The organism is Spirosoma koreense, from assembly GCF_054777875.1.
Genome location: NZ_BAAHAC010000005.1, coordinates 255,885 through 272,301, shown reverse-complemented (window position 1 = coordinate 272,301; position 16,417 = coordinate 255,885). Strand labels below are relative to the sequence as shown.

Below are 16,417 nucleotides of genomic sequence, written 5' to 3'. Positions count from 1 at the left end.
TTCAGAATTAAAGGGATTACACGTATAAGTCTTTTGCCTGCAGCTGGTTAGCCGGAACGGAACACAAGATAACGGGTGAAACCGAGACTTTCGTTGAAAGCTGTGCCTCCGTTATGGCAAACCGTCGCAACGCCGGATCAGGTTTATAATGACGAGCCAACAAACCAACTGGCGATCGATAAATTTATATTACTATACGACTGATATATAGAATTTTATTCCTTAAGGTAAGCATGGTAAAAAATAAACTGTTTATTTCATAGCGCTAAGCAATCCTCTTAACGTAAGCGACACGCTTCTTTTTATAGTCCATGAAAACCTGCGCCCTCCTCTGCCTGGCTATAGGCTTTGTGCTCTTCCAGACCCCATCCGCCTGCGCCCAGACATTCTCGCTGGAAGCCGTCAAAAGTTACCCTTTTCCGACCGAATTAACCAGCTCTGCCCACGGTTCTCAAATTGCGTGGGCGTTCGCCGAACAGGGCAGGCGCAACGTATACGTGGCCGAAGGACCTGGTTTTACTCCCCGTAAGCTGACTAATTTTATGGAAGATGACGGGCAGGAAATTACCAGCCTGTCGATTTCAGCCGATGGCAAATGGGTAGTGTTTGTGCGCGGGGGCGATCATGGAGCCAACTGGGATGAGGAGCTACCCGTCAACACGACTTCGGCAACCGTACAGCCCAAAGTGCAGCTCTGGAGCTTTCCCTTTGTGGGGGGAGCAGGAAAAGCGCTGGCTGAAGGTGATGCCCCGGCCATCTCTCCAAAAAGCGATAAGGTAGCGTTTGTCAAAGGCGGTCAGATCTGGACAGCGCCAACCGACGGGTCGTCGGCGGCCAAAGCATTGTTCAATGCCCGGGGCACTAACGGCGCAATCCAATGGTCGCCCGACGGATCGAAGCTGGCGTTTGTCTGCGACCGGAAAGACCACTCGTTCATTGGGGTTTTTGCGGGCGAAGGTACGCCCATTACCTGGCTGGCCCCTTCGTTTACAGCCGACGAATCGCCCCGCTGGTCGCCGGACGGCCAGCAGATTGCCTTCGTGCGTACGCCCGGAACCGGTGGAGAGCCCGATTCGATCCTGACCCGGCGGCATCGTCCCTGGTCGATCTGGACCGTCGATGTAGCTTCGGGACGGGCGTCGCAACGCTGGCAGGCTCCTAAAACCCTGGCCGGTTCGGTACCAACCACCAACGGCGGATTCAATCTGCACTGGGCCGCCGGTGACCGGATCGTGTTTCTGTCGTATCAGGATGGCTGGCCGCATCTGTATTCGATGGCGGCATCGGGCGGCACTCCGCTCCTGCTGACGCCCGCTCCGTTTATGGCGGAACACATTACCCTGAGCCACGACCGGAAATGGCTGCTGTTTAGCGGCAATACAGGCCCCGATAAGCTGGACATCGACCGCCGACACGCGGTGCGCGTACCGGTCGATAAGGCCGCTATGGAAGTGCTTACGCCCGGCAGCGGTCTCGAATGGACGCCGGTCGTAACGGGCGATGGCGCAACGATTGCCATGATCAGCGCCACGGCGCAACGCCCTCCCCTACCCACGGTAATGGCCTTCGACAAAGGAACGCCGAAGGTGCTGGCGCAGAATCTGGTGCCAGCCAATTTCCCGGCGAGTCAGCTGGTGACTCCCAAACAGGTTACGTTTAAAGCGCCGGACGGCATGCTCGTACACGGTCAGCTCTTCGAACCCACCGGCGGCCCGGCCGAACGCGGCCCGGCGAAGAAACCCGCCCTCATTTATGTCCACGGCGGCCCTCCGCGTCAGATGCTGCTGGGCTGGAATTATTCAGACTATTACGCCAACTCCTACGCGCTGAACCAATACCTGTGCAGCCAGGGGTTTGTCGTGCTGTCGATCAATTACCGGCTGGGCATCGGCTACGGGTACGACTTCCACCAGCCTGCCAAAGGGGGTGCTACGGGGGCGTCGGAATACCAGGATGTGAAAGCGGGGGCCATCTGGCTGACGGAGCAACCGCAGGTCGACGCGGCCCGAATCGGCATTTATGGCGGCTCCTACGGCGGTTACCTGACTGCGCTTGCGCTCGCCCGCGACTCGAAACTCTTCGCAGCTGGTGTCGATATTCACGGCGTGCACGACTGGAGCCAGCAACGCTTCGGCGCTCCACAAACCGACCGGGTCGAAAAAGCACCAGACCTGGATCAGGCCATGAAAACGGTGTGGGCGTCATCGCCTGTTTCATCGGTAGACAACTGGACCTCACCCGTGCTGATCATCCACGGCGACGATGACCGCAATGTCCGCTTCAACCAGAGTGTCGATCTGGTTCGCCGGCTGGACAAACGGGGCGTTCCGATGGAAACCCTCGTCATTGTCGATGATACCCATCACTGGATGAAGCATACCAACGCCATCAAAATGAGTGCCGCCACGGCCGACTTTTTCAAACGAAAACTGATGACACCGAAGCAATAATGCGCAGCTAATTCGGACTTCAACCCGCACTATTACAAAGCGGGTTGAAGCCCGAATTCTCTTTATTAACCAACCACTTACTTCATGCAAACTTTTACTAGCCAACGACGATGGGTTCAGGTGCGCACGTGGATGCTCGCGAGTTTTACGCTGGGCAGCCTGGCGCTTCGGGCGCAGCAGATCGACGAGACGTACAATGCAAAAATCAGGGAATACACGACCGATAAGCGGTTTCTGCCCGCTTCGGTGCTGAACCTCCCCGACGATCCGAACGTGCCCTCACCCCGCAAGCATTTCGGACAGATCGTCGGTACGCCGGGAATCCTGCACCGCACACCCGAGATTTATGCTTATTACCAGAAGTTGGCACAGACCTCACCCCACATCAGCATGCAGCAGGTCAGCACCACCGAAGAGGGACGTCCGATTCAGCTGGTAGCCATTGGGAGTGAAGACGCCATGAAGCGGCTCGACCATTACAAAAAACAACTTGCGCTGCTGGCCGATCCACGCAAGGTCGGCAGTCAGGACCTGGAAAAAATCCTGGGCGATACCAAGCTGGTGTATTACCTGAACGGGGGGCTGCACTCGCCAGAAATGGGATCGCCGGAAATGCTGATGGAACTGGCTTATCGACTGATTACCATCCAGACGCCTGAAATCAAAACCATCCGCGACAACATCATTGTGCTGATCAACCCGGTTTCGGAACCCGACGGCTGGGATAAGCAGGTCGACTGGTATTACCGCTACACCAAAGCGCGGAAGGAGTTCGATGACGGCTTCCCCAAATCGCCACCCTACTGGGGCAAATACGCTTACCACGACAACAACCGCGATGGCCTGCAGGCATCGCAGGCGCTGACCAAAGCATTGTACAAAATCTTTTACGAATGGCATCCTACGGCCAGCCTCGACCTGCACGAGTCGGTGCCGCTGCTCTATATTTCGACCGGAACGGGGCCCTACAACGAAACCATCGACCCGATTTCCATTGCCGAGTGGCAGACGATGGCCAACCATGATATCACCTCGCTGGCGGCTCAGGGTATTCCAGGGGTGTTTACCTGGGCGTTCTACGATGGCTGGTATCCGGGCTATGCACTCTGGATTTCGAACAATCACAACGCCGTGGGCCGCTTCTACGAAACCTTCGGGAACGCCGGCGCCAATACCTACCTGCGCGATCTGGCCGATCAGAAATACGCGGGCGATGCCGTGACGTCGAAAGAGTGGTACCGGCCCGACCCGGCCACCGAAAAAGTGTACTGGTCGTACCGGAATGGGATCAACTACATGCAGGCGGGCGTCCTTGCCTCGTTGTCGTACGGCGCGACCAACAGCCGGATGCTGCTGAAGAATTTTTACCAGAAAGGGCTCAACAACATCCGCAAGGGTACGGAGGAGAAACCGAAGGCGTTTGTCATTCCCAAAAACCAGCGTGACCCGGCTATGGCGGCTTACCTGGTCAATCAGCTTCGGGCGCAGGCCATTGAGGTGCATAAGGCAGAATCGGGCAAAAATCAGGGCGATTATGTCGTGTTGCTGAACCAGCCCTACCGCAACCTGGCGGTTTCTTTGCTGACCAAACAGAACTACCCGAAAGAAGCGAAATTTCCGCCCTACGACGACATTGCCTGGACCTTAAGCTACCTGTACGGCGTGGATGTAAAAGTCGAAGACAGCGTCAGATACGCCATGAACGAGCTTAACATGCTCACCGACGACGTAAAATACGCCGGTACGATCGGAGGTGATGGCAGCAACTACGTCCTGAATTACAAGGGGCAGAACAACGTGCTACCTGCGCTGCTGTGGGCCAAAACCCAGAATAAGCAGGCCAAAGCGTTTGTAATGGACAGCAAAACGACCTTTGCGGGCAGTAAAGACACGCTGGCGGCCGGAGCGGTGGTGTTCAAAGGGCTGACCGACAGCCAGTCGAAAACGATGGCAACCCAGTTCGGACTCGACCTGCAGGCAACAAAGGCCAATCCGGAAGGCGTTGGTGCACCACTTCGGCAACATGAAGTTAGCCTGCCGCGGGTAGCGATCTACCACAGCTGGTTCAACACGCAGGACGAAGGCTGGGCCCGCTACACGTTCGAACAACGCGGTATCCCCTATACGTCGATTAACAAAGACCACCTGAAAGCAGGCGACCTGCGGAAGAAATTCGACGTGATCCTGATTCCGCGGATGCGGGGTTCGGCCACGAACTTCATTCATGAAATCGATTCGCGCTTCGGGCCGCTACCGTACACGAAAACCCCTGAGTTCCCGTCGCACGGCTTTCCGGACGCAACGAGTGACATCACGGGTGGACCCGGTTTCGAAGGGGTCGACAACCTGAAAAAGTTTGTGGAAGCGGGCGGTGTGCTCGTTACGCTGGACAACTCGTCGCTGATGATTGCCGAAACGGGCATCACCCGCGATCTGGATCAGGTCAGTGCGCCCACGCTGTTTCACCCCGGCTCGGTCGTGACGGCGAAAAATCGGAAACCCGACAGCCCGATTATGTACGGTTTTCCCGAAACCTTCCCAATTTTCCGGGGTATTGCACCTCTGCTGCAAACCAAACGCCCTAACCGCGCCATGATGGTGATGCAGTACGGCACCAAACCGCTCAAAGACGAAGAAGAATACAAAGGGTCAATTATGGGAATGCCCGATAAAAAGCCCGCCCCGGAAGCGTCGAAAGCGGCTGTAGCGAAAAAAGAAGAGCCCTACGTTCTGTCGGGTATGGTCAGAAACGAGCAGACCATCATCGGTCACGGTGGTATTTTCAACGTACCGGTCGGCTCGGGACGGGTCGTGGCGTTTACCTTCGATCCGCTGCACCGCTACCTGAATCACCACGATGCAGCGCTGGTCTGGAATGTGCTGATCAACTGGAATCACCTCGACACGCCAGCCAGTCCATCGGCAACCGCGGAGGCAAAGACCGCGCCTGCCAAAGCGAGTGAGTAATGCCAGAGTACTTAATGCAACTTACCAATAGCGCCAAAAATGGCAACTGATTATCAAAAAACACATCGTTCTTGTCATCCCGACAAAGGAGGGATCTTAAAGCATCTTTACCAGAGCGTTAGGAGAATTCAAGATCCCTCCTTTGTCGGGATGACAAAAGCAATCAGTCATTATTCACGTTAGGATTAAAACACAATCGGGGCAGCATGTGGGTGCTGCCCCGGTTATTTACGATTCTTGTTCAGAGTGCCAGTGGTAATTCAGTTGGCACCTGAAAGCGGCTGTTTTAGATCAGTTCCAGAGGCTGTTCGCTGGGGGCAGACAGTTGCGAAACCAGATCCGTCAGGCGATTCTGCATCATGTTTTTCAGCGCCTGCCAGCCCGTGTTCCACCGGCGAATCACGTTCACCTCCCGCACCACATCCGGCTCTTTAGGCTGGTTCGGCTGTTCGTAGTATTCGGGCATGCGGGCCGTCATCTCAGCGACAATCGCTTCAATCGAACCAGTCAGCACCAGATCAGCGTCGGCTTTTGCCAGTTGAATCAGCGCCCGGCACATCGAAGACGTGTAGAACGCACAGTCGATATCCTGATGTCGAACCGGAACGCCGTCGTGCAGTCGCTGGAGCTTCACACTGCCATCTTCCAGTCGGTCAGAAGCCGGAGCCTGTCCGTCGGGTTGCGGGAAAACCGTGTCAATTTTATCCTTGAATTTATTCCACCAGGGCGGCTGAGGGCCGGGTCGCAGCGTATCGCAGAAAATAATGCGCTGCGGCAAAGCCGGTCGTTGGGGATTCATGATTAGCAGGGCCGCACCCAGATGGCGGTCATCGGCCGCATGACGACGCTGAATCACAAAACAGTGCGGGTGGGTATGGCCCTGTTCGTTGAACTGCTCGGTCAGGCTTTTAACCCGCAGCAGCGAATCGTTCATGTACCCCTCGGTGATCACGTGGATGGGCAGTTCCGACGCCGACATCGCTTCCCAGCGCAGTTGGTGAGCCAGAATCGACAACGCCGTACTGTCGGTACGGCGCGTACCGAAATAAACACCAATGTCTTCACGGACCTGACCATCGTTCGAATCCGTCAGTTGGATCGTGTCGCCATGGGCGCCCTGGCGGCTAATCGGGCTATAGCGAAACGGGACCTCCAGATTCTCGCGGTGGGCGGCAATGTTATAAATCCGCTTCTCGTAGCGAGCCAGCATCGGCTCGTAGGCATCCGTCTGGAAATACACTTCGTCGATGGGGCGAAGCAGGTGTCGGGCAATGTCTTCCTGCTGAAGCAGCCGCTCGAACGCATCGTCGCGGTATTTGAAGAAGCTGCGTAGGGCACCGTGTTCGATAAACTCGTCGATATCGCCAGGTTCGTCGGGGCTTCTGGGCGACACGGTGCCCTGCGTGATCCAGTCACGCAGGAACTGTTTGACAGCCTCGTCGAAGGCCGCATTGGCTACTTCGGCCTGGGCTAGGGTATACTCGGTTTGGCGGAATGCAAGGGTACTAACAGAACTCTTCTGATCGGAGAGCGTCCCAGATGCCATAATCATCGACTGAAATACAGGGTAACGGTACGTAGATGGGTAACTTTTTTTCGCTTTTCGTAGCGGGAAGCTAAGTTAACGATTTTACAGCAGCTCACCAAACTAGCGCGCCCCGAAAATTATTTACCTCTCTTCCTGCTTGTTTTAGTAACAGTTCACCGGCGCAGAAAGTGCCGTAAAAACTCCTCTTTATAGCTCCGGCCCAGCGGGATCAGATGCGACTCGATCGTCACCTCTGTCTCGTTGAATGACTCCACTTTATGAATATTGACGGCATAAGACCGGTGTACCCGAACCAGACCCAGCTGATCGATACGCTCCAGAATGCCACTGAGCGTGAGTCGCAACACATACTTCCGGTTGGCCGTAACCAGGGTGGTATATGTGTTGTCGGCTTCGAGGTAAAGCAGCTCGTTCAGGCTTACCTTGACGAACTGATAATTCTGCCGGATAAACAGATAGTCATTGATCTGTAAGATGGCCTCCCGCCCGGAGGGATCACGTTCGGCGGGAACCGCGCCGGACTGGCCGGCTGGCAAAGAAGGGTCAGATGAGGTCAGACCAGAGCGGGCCGAAAAATTGTAAATAGCCAGGTCGATGGCCGTGCGGAGGTTATGCAACTGATAAGGTTTGTTGACGTAAGCGGCCGGGTAGGTCTTTTTGGCCCGCTCCAGGGTATCACGGTCCGTGAAGGCTGTCAGATAAATGACTGGTACCGGGCGCTCTGCCGTCAGGTGGTGTACCGTCTGAATTCCGTCCCAATCGCCCTTGATGGCAATATCACAAAGCAACAGGTCGACCGGCTGATGCCGGAACACGTCCAGGGCTTTTCGGCCCGTGTTGACCGTTCCAACGACCTCATAGCCTTCTTTTTCCAGCCTGTCTCTTAACTCCATCGCCAGAATCGACTCGTCTTCGACAATCAGGATTTTTACGCGTTCCTCTGAATTCATATAAAAACTAACGGCATTCGACTCGGTAAGGTGCCCTTAATCGGTAAGGCAGCGGGCAGATAGCGTCTATGCTCAACCGGAACATACCCCCATTTTGTTTTAACAGTTCACACTGGCTTTTCAGTTATTCGGTCGACGACCGGACGGACCGTCATCATCAGCGTACACCAACCAGTTTAGTCAGGCTATACAGCAGCCGGCCTTTTACCGTGTTCAGCACCAGTTCCTGGTCGCCGTAGCGGACCCTGCACCGACCGCCGATTTTCGACAGAATGGTTCCCATGGTCAGCTTACCATTCTGCCACTGCAGGCTGACCTCGAATCCGCTCCCGGTGCACATCCCCAAAGTCCATAGCGCCCATCAGGGCATTCAGCCAGGACGGGTTGTTCTGTCAGCCGTTGCTGTCGTCGGGAACCGATGCATCGGCGGGGCGTTTGTACCAAAGCTTCAGGTCTGGAGTTGACGGCGGTGATCGCTACCCCCAATGCGACGAGTTTAAATAGTAGAAAAACCCTTAAACGATCCATACATTTTCTGTCGCATTAACTTACTGGCAGGTTCGCGTCATTGCTTAAACTGAGCCAGCAGGTAGTCATAAAAATAGCCTACATTTACGTCCGTTACGATGGTTAGTTCATAGCCGGCGGGGTCCAGATACGTTTGTCCGGCGTTGGGCGGGCGCGTACTGATATTGGCTTTTACCGCTTCGGTCTTAAACTGCCCCGGTATAGCTAAATAACTGGTCGCCAGGATGTCCCACATGAAGTAGGTGTAATGATAACTCGGAATCGTATCGAGCGTCAGCGCCCACAACTGGCCCGTTAGGTCCGATAGCTTATAGTCGATCTGCGAGGCCAGCATCGACAGGAAACCTTTCGTGACGGGCACGTGGTTGGTCACATCCAGCGGAACCAGCGTCAGGGGCAACTCATACGAAATCAGCTTCTGCGAGCTAACCGGGTCCCAGAACACATTCCATTCGGCGCTGCCGTCGTGCTGAAACATCTGAACGTTGCCAGTCACGCGGAATGCCCCCGCCATCCAGACGATTTCGGCGATGTTGGCTTTTAGTTCCGGCGCTTTCTCCAGCGCCAGCACCAGGTTCGAGCAGGGGCCGGTCATCAGAATGGTTACTTTTTCCGAAGCCGATGCCAGTTTGTCGATGATCAGGTCCGGCGCACTTGCGTACGCATACGGGTCCGGCGATTTCGGCAGGTTGATCAGCCTCGGCAGCGCGTTGATAATTTCGGGCCGGGCGCGCCATTCGCTCGGGAAAGCGTTGATGCCGTAGTAGTCGCCCCGGCCTAAGGGGATATCTTCCCGACCCATCAGTTGCAGTAGCTTGTAAGTCGATTCGAGGGCGGGTTCGATGAAACAGTCGGCGGGCGTCACCGTGATACCGATCAGGTCGGTAGCAGGCATAGTCAGGACAAGCAATTGCGACAGCAAATCGTCGATAGCGCCGTCGTGATCCATCAGGACAAGTTTTGCCATTCAGTTAATTGGTTAGCGGTAATCATAAATCAAAACACAGAGCCACAGAGCCAATAGCGCATCGACTTACTCTGTGTATTCTCTGTGGCTCTGTGGACATTTTTTCAACGCGGTTAAACGTCATAAAACGATGAAACATTAATCCATTTTTTGTCCTTCACACGCAGGAGGAATCTTAAGCATCAGCGTAACTCAAGATTCCTCCTGCGTGTGAAGGACAAAAAATACGCTCGTTTCTGACTCAACAGAAACGTTTAAAAAGATTCATGAACCTCATGATTCCTGTAATACAAACAAGCAAATTTCCCGACGGCTCATTCTTTCCTGGTGGTAGCCAGGTGCTTTTTCAGCAACTGCTGAGTGTGCTCCAGCGCGTTGGTATCGCCCCAGTCCTGATGGCCGGGCACCACAATGCGAGCGTTGCCAAACAGCTTCCGGAGGTTCTGAATCGAACCGGACCACGCGTTCAGGTTTGCATCAGCCAGATTTCCCATGCCGAAGGCTGCTACGCTTTTTACCAGACAACCGCCATACAGAATCCGTTGCTTCGGTAGCCAGACCACGATGTTATCGGTCGTATGGCCTTCGCCGGGAAAATAACACCGAATCGGCTCCCGACCGATGGTGAAGGTGGTGTCGTTCGGCAGGATTCCCTCGGGCGACTCGAAGCCCAGCTTAACCGACTTCTGTGCCGTCAACGGTGTGCTGACTACCCGTACCCCTGCCTTCCGAAGTTCGCTGATCCCGCCCACCTTGTCGTCGTGCGCATGGGTAATGATACAAAGCCGCACGGGTTGGCGCAGGGTGTCGGCAATCCACTGTAGCAACTGCCGTGTATTGTCGGTATCGCTGTTGGTATCCCAGCCGGTATCGATCAGCACAACCCCGTCTTTCGTTCTAATGATCAATCCATTGGACGGAAAAGGCGAATTCCCGAAAATCCCATAGGTCGTATGGACATAGACCTGGTCATTCAGGCGGGCAATCGCAGGCTTCGGTTTCTGCACAGCCTGAGCCCTGAGCAGACCGGGCAGGCAAAACAATACCCAAAAAATAGCTGGCAGACGCATGAGATAACGGCAACTAATTTGATAAAAGACTACTATTTACGGCTGGCTCAGCACCCCAATTTTCAGGAAACTAGTGCCTTGCTTCCCGTGGTACACGCGGTGTGTGGCTTTCCGGTAGTCGGACTCCTTTGCCGTAAACACCGGTACAAACGTCTGTGGATTTCGGTCGGCCAGCGGGAAGCAGCTGCTTTGCACCTGCACCATCAGCCGGTGTCCTTTCCTGAACGTATGCAGCACGTCCTGCAATTCGACGGCTACGGTTGTCGGCTGGCCGGGTTTAAACGCTTCGGGTTTGCTAACGTTGTTCCGGTAACGGCCCCGGATCATTTCGCTCCGCACCAGTTGCTGATAATCGCCATAAACCACCTCTTTCTTTTCGGGATTCTGCACCGGCGCGTCGGGCGGGTACACGTCGATCACTTTCACCATCCAGTCGGCGTCGGTGCCGGTCGTCGACACGGTGAGCTGGGCCATGATCGGCCCGGCCAAGGTCAGGTCTTCGGTGAGCGGGTCGGTCTGGAACGTCAGCACGTCGGGGCGGGCCGACGCAAATCGCTGATCATCGACCATATAATCGGCCGAGAACCCGTCGTTGATTTTACTCGCAAACGGTACCGGATGCGCTGGGTCCGACAGAAATTCCGAGAACGCGGCTCCGGTCGTTACCGGCGAAAAACCCAGTTTTCCGTTCGGCTGCAGGTACAGTTGCTTTGGTGCAGTGCCTTTGGGTGGATAGGTATCGAACGTACGCCAGCGGTTGGTCCCCGTCTCGAACACGGTCGCTTCGGGCAGCGCCAGCGCGGTCGTCTCGTTGAAGAGGTAGTGTTTGAAAAACTTCGCTTCGATGTTTTCCTGATAATAGGGCGATGTCTTCGAACCAAAATCCAGGTCATTCAGCGTTTGCCCCGATGGACCGGCCCAGCCACCATGCACCCACGGCCCGACAACGAAAATGTTCTGAATCCCCGGATTCTGTTTTTCGATGGCTTTGTATGTATTAAAGGTTCCGTACAGGTCCTGCTCATCGTACCAGCCGCCAACCACCATCACCGCGTGTTTGATGCCTTTCAGGTGCGGCAGAATGTTCCGCTTTTTCCAGTGGTCGTCGTAGTCCGGGTGTTCGAAATTCTCATGGTAGTATTTATTCCGGCCTTTGTAATACTGGCTTTCTGCATTGGCCGTCGGTCCCATATTCAGGTAGAAATGGTAACCGTCGGGGTCGTCGATCTCGAAAAGTGCCGGTGGATTTTGTTTGGTAGGCTGCTTATGTTCCAGAAAGAAGGTATAGAAGCTGAAATTGGCCGCGATCTGGAAAGCGCCATTATGAAAGGCATCGTCGTGCCAGAGGTCGGCCATGGGGGCCTGGGGCGATGAGGCTTTCAGAGCCGGATGCCCTGATACCGAACCCGCCGACGTAAAGAAGCCCGGATAGCTGATGCCCCACTGCCCGACATTTCCGTTATGATTCGGTACATTTTTGATCAGCCAGTCGATGGTATCGTAGGTATCCGACGCTTCGTCGTGATCGGCGCTGCTCTTTTTCGCATCCACGTGCGGAGTCATTTCCACGAATGTTCCCTCAGAAGCCCACCGTCCGCGAACATCCTGATAAACAACGATATAATTGTCGCGCAGCATGAACGCATTCGGGCCCACCCGCCGACGAAAGCGGTCGGTTCCGTATGGCGCGCAACTGTAGGGCGTCCGTTGCATCAGGATCGGGTGCCTGACCGTCTGATCTTTAGGCGCGTAGATCTGCGTGAAAAGTTTCGTTCCGTCGCGCATGGGCACCATAAATTCGGTCTTCTGGTAGTTGTCGCGCACATAGGCCGAATCCTGGGCGGGCGTAAACGGATACGGATTAGCCGGGGGCGTCGACTGCGCCATCGCCAGTACCGGAATCAGGAGAAGTAGGCTAAGAAATGTTTTCAAGAGCGATCGTGGGAAAGATTGTTTCTCCGCAAAATAACACCGAGGCTGGTTAAACACTGTACTTTTATGCACAAAAAGAAACGGGTGCGCGGTTTCATCCCTGCAGTCCCAGGCTATTCCTGCCGACTAGCAGCACGACGGCCTGCAACCCCGGACTTACGAATGGCATCTGGGTGAAAACAGCCGATAAAACCTTATGAAATCCTTCTTATGCTGGTTTGGTCTTTTTCTTATACCGGGCTGCTCGTGGGCTACCTGGTCGATCATTATCATTGACTTGAAAACAGGCGAAATCGGCATAGCTGGCGCTTCCTGTACCCACAATTGCAGCAGCATTGGTCAACTGATTCCCGGCCGGGGGGCTATCATCGTACAGGCCATGAGTAATGCAGACGCCCGGCGAAAGGGGGCCGCGATGATTCGGGCGGGCCACACTTCTGAAGAAATTATTGAGGCATTACGGAACCCAGCTTTTTCTCCCGAAGAGCAACAGTACGCGGTTGTTACGGTACAACACCCGGAAACCCTGATGCTGGCACTGGAGGCAGGTGCAGAGGCTGGTGGTGATAAGCGTTGCGGTGAACAACGAGCTACCTGTGCTTTTATTCGGATGGCGACACCCAATGAAAAACCGAACAAATCTACTTTATTTCTGGAGTCTTTGGACAAAAGCGCGGGGGCCAGAATGCCGTCTATTTATTGAGAGGAAAGTATGAGCGATGGAAAGCGAAGCACCGCATTTCAGGAAACGACCAAGCTCGCTCCCCCAATACATCATTCTGATTTACAGGCCTACTAAATACCCAGTTTGTTAGCAGCTATCATCCACGCGCTCCTCTTCTACTGAGGAAAGCCGTATTCTACAGGATCGTTTCGGGATTGCCGCACACACTAAACTTTTCAAATCGTTTGGTGTATAAATTTATCTTTTCTACATTTGTATCGTAAACGATATAATCTTAAACGATTAAAAAGATGAATACCTTGTATCAGACTACCGTCGACGTAACGGGAGGTCGTAATGGACGAGTGAGAAGCGAAGATGGCATCCTGGAACTAGACGTTCGTACCCCAAAAGAACTGGGTGGGGTCGGCGGCTACACGAACCCCGAACAACTGTTTGCCGCTGGCTACGCAGCCTGTTTCGACAGTGCTTTAAATCTGGTCATGAACCAGGCCAAAGTAAAGCCCTCGGAGCCTTCCCACGTGAAAGCGACGGTCGGGCTGGCTTCCAACGGACAGGGAGGATTTGGGCTGGAGGTAGCGCTGGCCGTTACCATTCCGGGCATCGACAAAGCGCAGGCGCAACAGCTAGTCGAGAAGGCTCATGCGGTATGCCCGTATTCGAATGCCACCCGGGGTAATATCGACGTTCAGTTACAAGTCGTCTAACGGCCTGGTGTTCCCAAAGAGCGACTTCCGGCGAGGTCGCTCTTTTGTAGGAAAACCCTGGAATAGCCTGTAATTTCGTGAAGATCGGGCTAACCTGCCAATGGGCGGCAACTGCAAGCCTGACTGTTTTACCATGACTACCAACGAATTGCTGAAGCTGGAAAACCAGTTGTGTTTTCCTTTATACGCGGCCTCCCGGCTCGTGACCCAATGCTATCAACCGGTTCTGGATGAGTTAGGATTGACTTATCCGCAATACCTGGTTCTGCTGGTCTTGTGGGAGACGGATGCCGTCAGCGTCAAAGTACTGTCCGAAAAACTTCGTTTGCAGTCCAACACGCTGACTCCGCTGCTCAAACGGATGCAGGAAATGGGCCTCATCGATCGGGTACGCTCGCAGGAAGACGAACGTAGTGTCATTATTTCGCTGACTCCAAAGGGAAACCAACTGCAATCGGAAGCACCAAAAGTCGTCAATCAACTGATGACTAATATGGGCCTTACCACCGAAGAAGCCCACCAGTTGTACGGCTTACTCTACAAACTGATTCGAGGTATCCACGTGTAGCCTCGAAAGCCAGGCTCCCTGACTGAAAACGATAAGCCGCATTCATCCCGGTTTAACTGGCTGGTAGGGTAAAACGCGGCCTAATTCCGCGCTACCGGTGCTTCATCTCAATCAGGGTCAAAAACATCCGGGCGGCCGGTTCGATCAGGTGGTCGTTGAAATCGTAGTCGTCGTTGTGCAGGGCCGGCGAATCTTCTCCGTTTCCAATGCCGAACATAGCCCCAGGAAAATGCTGGGTAAAGAGCCCGAAATCTTCGCCCCACTTAAACGGTTCCTGTTTCTCCACGAAGGGGTATCCGAGCGTTTGCGCGCTTTCCCGGATCTGGGCAAACGCTTCCGGATCATTCTCGTTGGCGACAAACGATTCGGTGTAAGCCGTTCCGATCTGAATACCGCTGTCTGCCGACAGAACCGTCAGCAAATCCAGGATCTGCTGCTTCAGTTGATCCATCCGCCGGGCGTTGCGGGTGCGGAGTGTCAGATGCACCTCGCCGTAACCCGCTGAAACGCCATACGATTTTTCGCCCATCGTGGTATAGACCGGGGTAATCAGTGCGAAGTCTTCTTGCTGTGGGTCAGGCTGTTGCAGCAAGCGTGCATTCAGCATGAACTCAGCCATCAGATAAGCCGGATTGAGTCCTTTTTCGGGTTCGGCCGAATGCGACACGTAACCCGTAAAGCGGATGATCATTGTCAGTACCGAAGCGGTAAACGGGCCGGGTTTGCACAGAATGACTCCCTGCGGATAGCCCGGAATGTTGTGCAGGGCAAACGCCCGATCCGGACGGATGTTCTGAAAAAGCGGGTCATGCATAATTGCTTCGGCCCCCTGCCCGGTTTCTTCGGCAGGCTGAAACACCAGATAAACCCGCCCGTTTGCCACAGGTTTTTCGGCCAGTAACGAGGCCAGCCGGGCAAGAATAGCCGCATGACCATCGTGCCCGCATTTGTGCGACACCCCGTCGATGGCCGACCGATGAGCAAATATATTGACCTCCTGAATCGGCAGCGCGTCGATATCGGCCCGGATCAGGGTAACCGGCCCCGTGGTGTTCTGGCCATATTGCAGCAGCAAACCCGTTCTGCCAACTTCCCAAATTGCGTCGGGGGTAAACTGACTGACGAAGGTTTTGATTCGTTGCTGGGTTTGGATTTCCTGGCCCGACACGTCGGGGTAGGTGTGCAGGTCGCGTCGGAATCGGATGAAGGGATCAGTGGGCTGGTCGGAAAACATACGCTCAGGGATATAGATGGCTGGCAACAAAAACTTTTGCACTAACGGGTTCTGACCACCTGTAGCCGGTCGATCAGGGCTTTGCGGGCACCATCCGGAATCGGAATTTCGTGCGAACCGATGTACAGCCGATTCGATTCGATGCGGTCCAGGTAGTCGAGATTGATCACGATCGAGCGCGACAATTGATAAAAATCGGCGGACAGGTAAGCGACCAGTTTACCCAGATTCAGCGATACGCCAATCGCCTGGTACGGTTTGGAAGGGTAAATCCGGTGAAAACCTCCCTTGGTCAGAAACAGTTCGGCATTGCCCCGATCGGCTTTCAGAAACTGAATCTCCGACTTGATCACCCGAATGTAGCCGCTACCCGTCGGCAGAAACGTATGATCGGGCAATTCAGGCGCCCCGTTGATGTTGCCGGCGTAAAAATTATACATCGCCAGATCGATCTGCGCCGACAGTTCTCTGATCCGAAAGGGCTTGTGCAGAAAAGCGGCAGGAAACGTCCCTTTAGCCCGGTTGAAAGTTTCCGGTTCTGAGCTACCCGTCAGGTAAATGATGGGTACCCATTTGATCCGCATCAGCTCTTTTACGGTGTTGATGCCATCTGCCGGCCCGTCGAGTTTGATGTCGACGATTACCAGATCCGGCAGGCTTTGCTTCATCAGCTTGACGGCTTCGGTATAATTAGCCGCTTTTCCACAAACTGTATAACCCGCCAGAGTCAGACTTTCTTCCATGTCGGTGGCCATGAACAGGTCATCTTCCACGATCAGCACACGTATGGGCGTTTCCATTCGATTTCAT

Annotated in this window: 13 protein-coding genes; 5 read left to right on the top strand and 8 right to left on the bottom strand. The window is 54.5% G+C overall.

The annotated features are described in order from the left end of the window. The first annotated feature begins 311 nt into the window (after positions 1 to 311). Both ACYVC2_RS06940 and ACYVC2_RS06935 read left to right on the top strand, forming a co-directional pair. A complete protein-coding gene (locus tag ACYVC2_RS06940) occupies positions 312 to 2,450 on the top strand; it encodes a S9 family peptidase (protein ID WP_461101577.1) in 2,139 nt (712 codons plus the stop codon). A gap of 132 nt (positions 2,451 to 2,582) precedes the next feature. Next, entirely contained in the window at positions 2,583 to 5,417 is a 2,835-nt protein-coding gene (locus ACYVC2_RS06935) for a M14 family zinc carboxypeptidase (protein WP_461102306.1), read from the top strand. 286 nt (positions 5,418 to 5,703) lie between these two features. On the opposite strand, the gene ACYVC2_RS06930 is transcribed toward ACYVC2_RS06935, so the two are convergent. The 6 genes from ACYVC2_RS06930 to ACYVC2_RS06905 form a co-directional block, all read right to left on the bottom strand. Continuing rightward, on the bottom strand, positions 5,704 to 6,963 hold the full coding sequence (locus ACYVC2_RS06930; RefSeq protein ID WP_461101576.1) for a hypothetical protein: 1,260 nt from the start codon (positions 6,961 to 6,963) through the stop codon (positions 5,704 to 5,706). Positions 6,964 to 7,118: 155 nt separating this feature from the next. Then, positions 7,119 to 7,916, bottom strand: coding sequence for a response regulator (locus ACYVC2_RS06925; RefSeq protein WP_461101575.1), 798 nt, complete (start codon positions 7,914 to 7,916; stop codon positions 7,119 to 7,121). A gap of 157 nt (positions 7,917 to 8,073) precedes the next feature. Next, entirely contained in the window at positions 8,074 to 8,256 is a 183-nt protein-coding gene (locus ACYVC2_RS06920; protein WP_461101574.1) for a glycoside hydrolase family 95-like protein, read from the bottom strand. Positions 8,257 to 8,481: 225 nt separating this feature from the next. Next, a complete protein-coding gene (locus ACYVC2_RS06915; RefSeq protein WP_461101573.1) occupies positions 8,482 to 9,411 on the bottom strand; it encodes a nucleoside hydrolase in 930 nt (309 codons plus the stop codon). Between the two features lie 314 nt (positions 9,412 to 9,725). Then, positions 9,726 to 10,481, bottom strand: coding sequence for a subclass B1 metallo-beta-lactamase (gene bla / locus ACYVC2_RS06910; RefSeq protein ID WP_461101572.1), 756 nt, complete (start codon positions 10,479 to 10,481; stop codon positions 9,726 to 9,728). Between the two features lie 36 nt (positions 10,482 to 10,517). After that, positions 10,518 to 12,413 carry a CocE/NonD family hydrolase gene (locus ACYVC2_RS06905; protein ID WP_461101571.1) on the bottom strand — a complete coding sequence of 632 codons (1,896 nt, stop codon included), beginning with the start codon at positions 12,411 to 12,413 and terminating at the stop codon, positions 10,518 to 10,520. Positions 12,414 to 12,609: 196 nt separating this feature from the next. On the opposite strand from ACYVC2_RS06905, the gene ACYVC2_RS06900 reads away from it, so the two are divergent. The 3 genes from ACYVC2_RS06900 (at position 12,610) to ACYVC2_RS06890 (ending at position 14,373) form a co-directional block, all read left to right on the top strand. Further along, entirely contained in the window at positions 12,610 to 13,116 is a 507-nt protein-coding gene (locus ACYVC2_RS06900; RefSeq protein WP_461101570.1) for a DUF1028 domain-containing protein, read from the top strand. 272 nt (positions 13,117 to 13,388) lie between these two features. Next, the gene (locus tag ACYVC2_RS06895) at positions 13,389 to 13,805 is read left to right on the top strand and encodes an organic hydroperoxide resistance protein (RefSeq protein ID WP_461101569.1); all 417 of its coding nucleotides are present in this window, start codon (positions 13,389 to 13,391) and stop codon (positions 13,803 to 13,805) included. A gap of 133 nt (positions 13,806 to 13,938) precedes the next feature. After that, positions 13,939 to 14,373, top strand: a complete 435-nt coding sequence (locus ACYVC2_RS06890) for a MarR family winged helix-turn-helix transcriptional regulator (RefSeq protein ID WP_461101568.1) — start codon at positions 13,939 to 13,941, stop codon at positions 14,371 to 14,373. 91 nt (positions 14,374 to 14,464) lie between these two features. Here ACYVC2_RS06890 and ACYVC2_RS06885 read toward each other — a convergent pair whose 3' ends face one another. Continuing rightward, complete coding sequence (locus tag ACYVC2_RS06885; protein WP_461101567.1) at positions 14,465 to 15,607, bottom strand: amidohydrolase; 1,143 nt, start codon at positions 15,605 to 15,607, stop codon at positions 14,465 to 14,467. A 41-nt stretch (positions 15,608 to 15,648) separates the two neighbouring features. After that, positions 15,649 to 16,407 carry a response regulator gene (locus tag ACYVC2_RS06880; RefSeq protein ID WP_461101566.1) on the bottom strand — a complete coding sequence of 253 codons (759 nt, stop codon included), beginning with the start codon at positions 16,405 to 16,407 and terminating at the stop codon, positions 15,649 to 15,651. Positions 16,408 to 16,417: the final 10 nt, after the last annotated feature.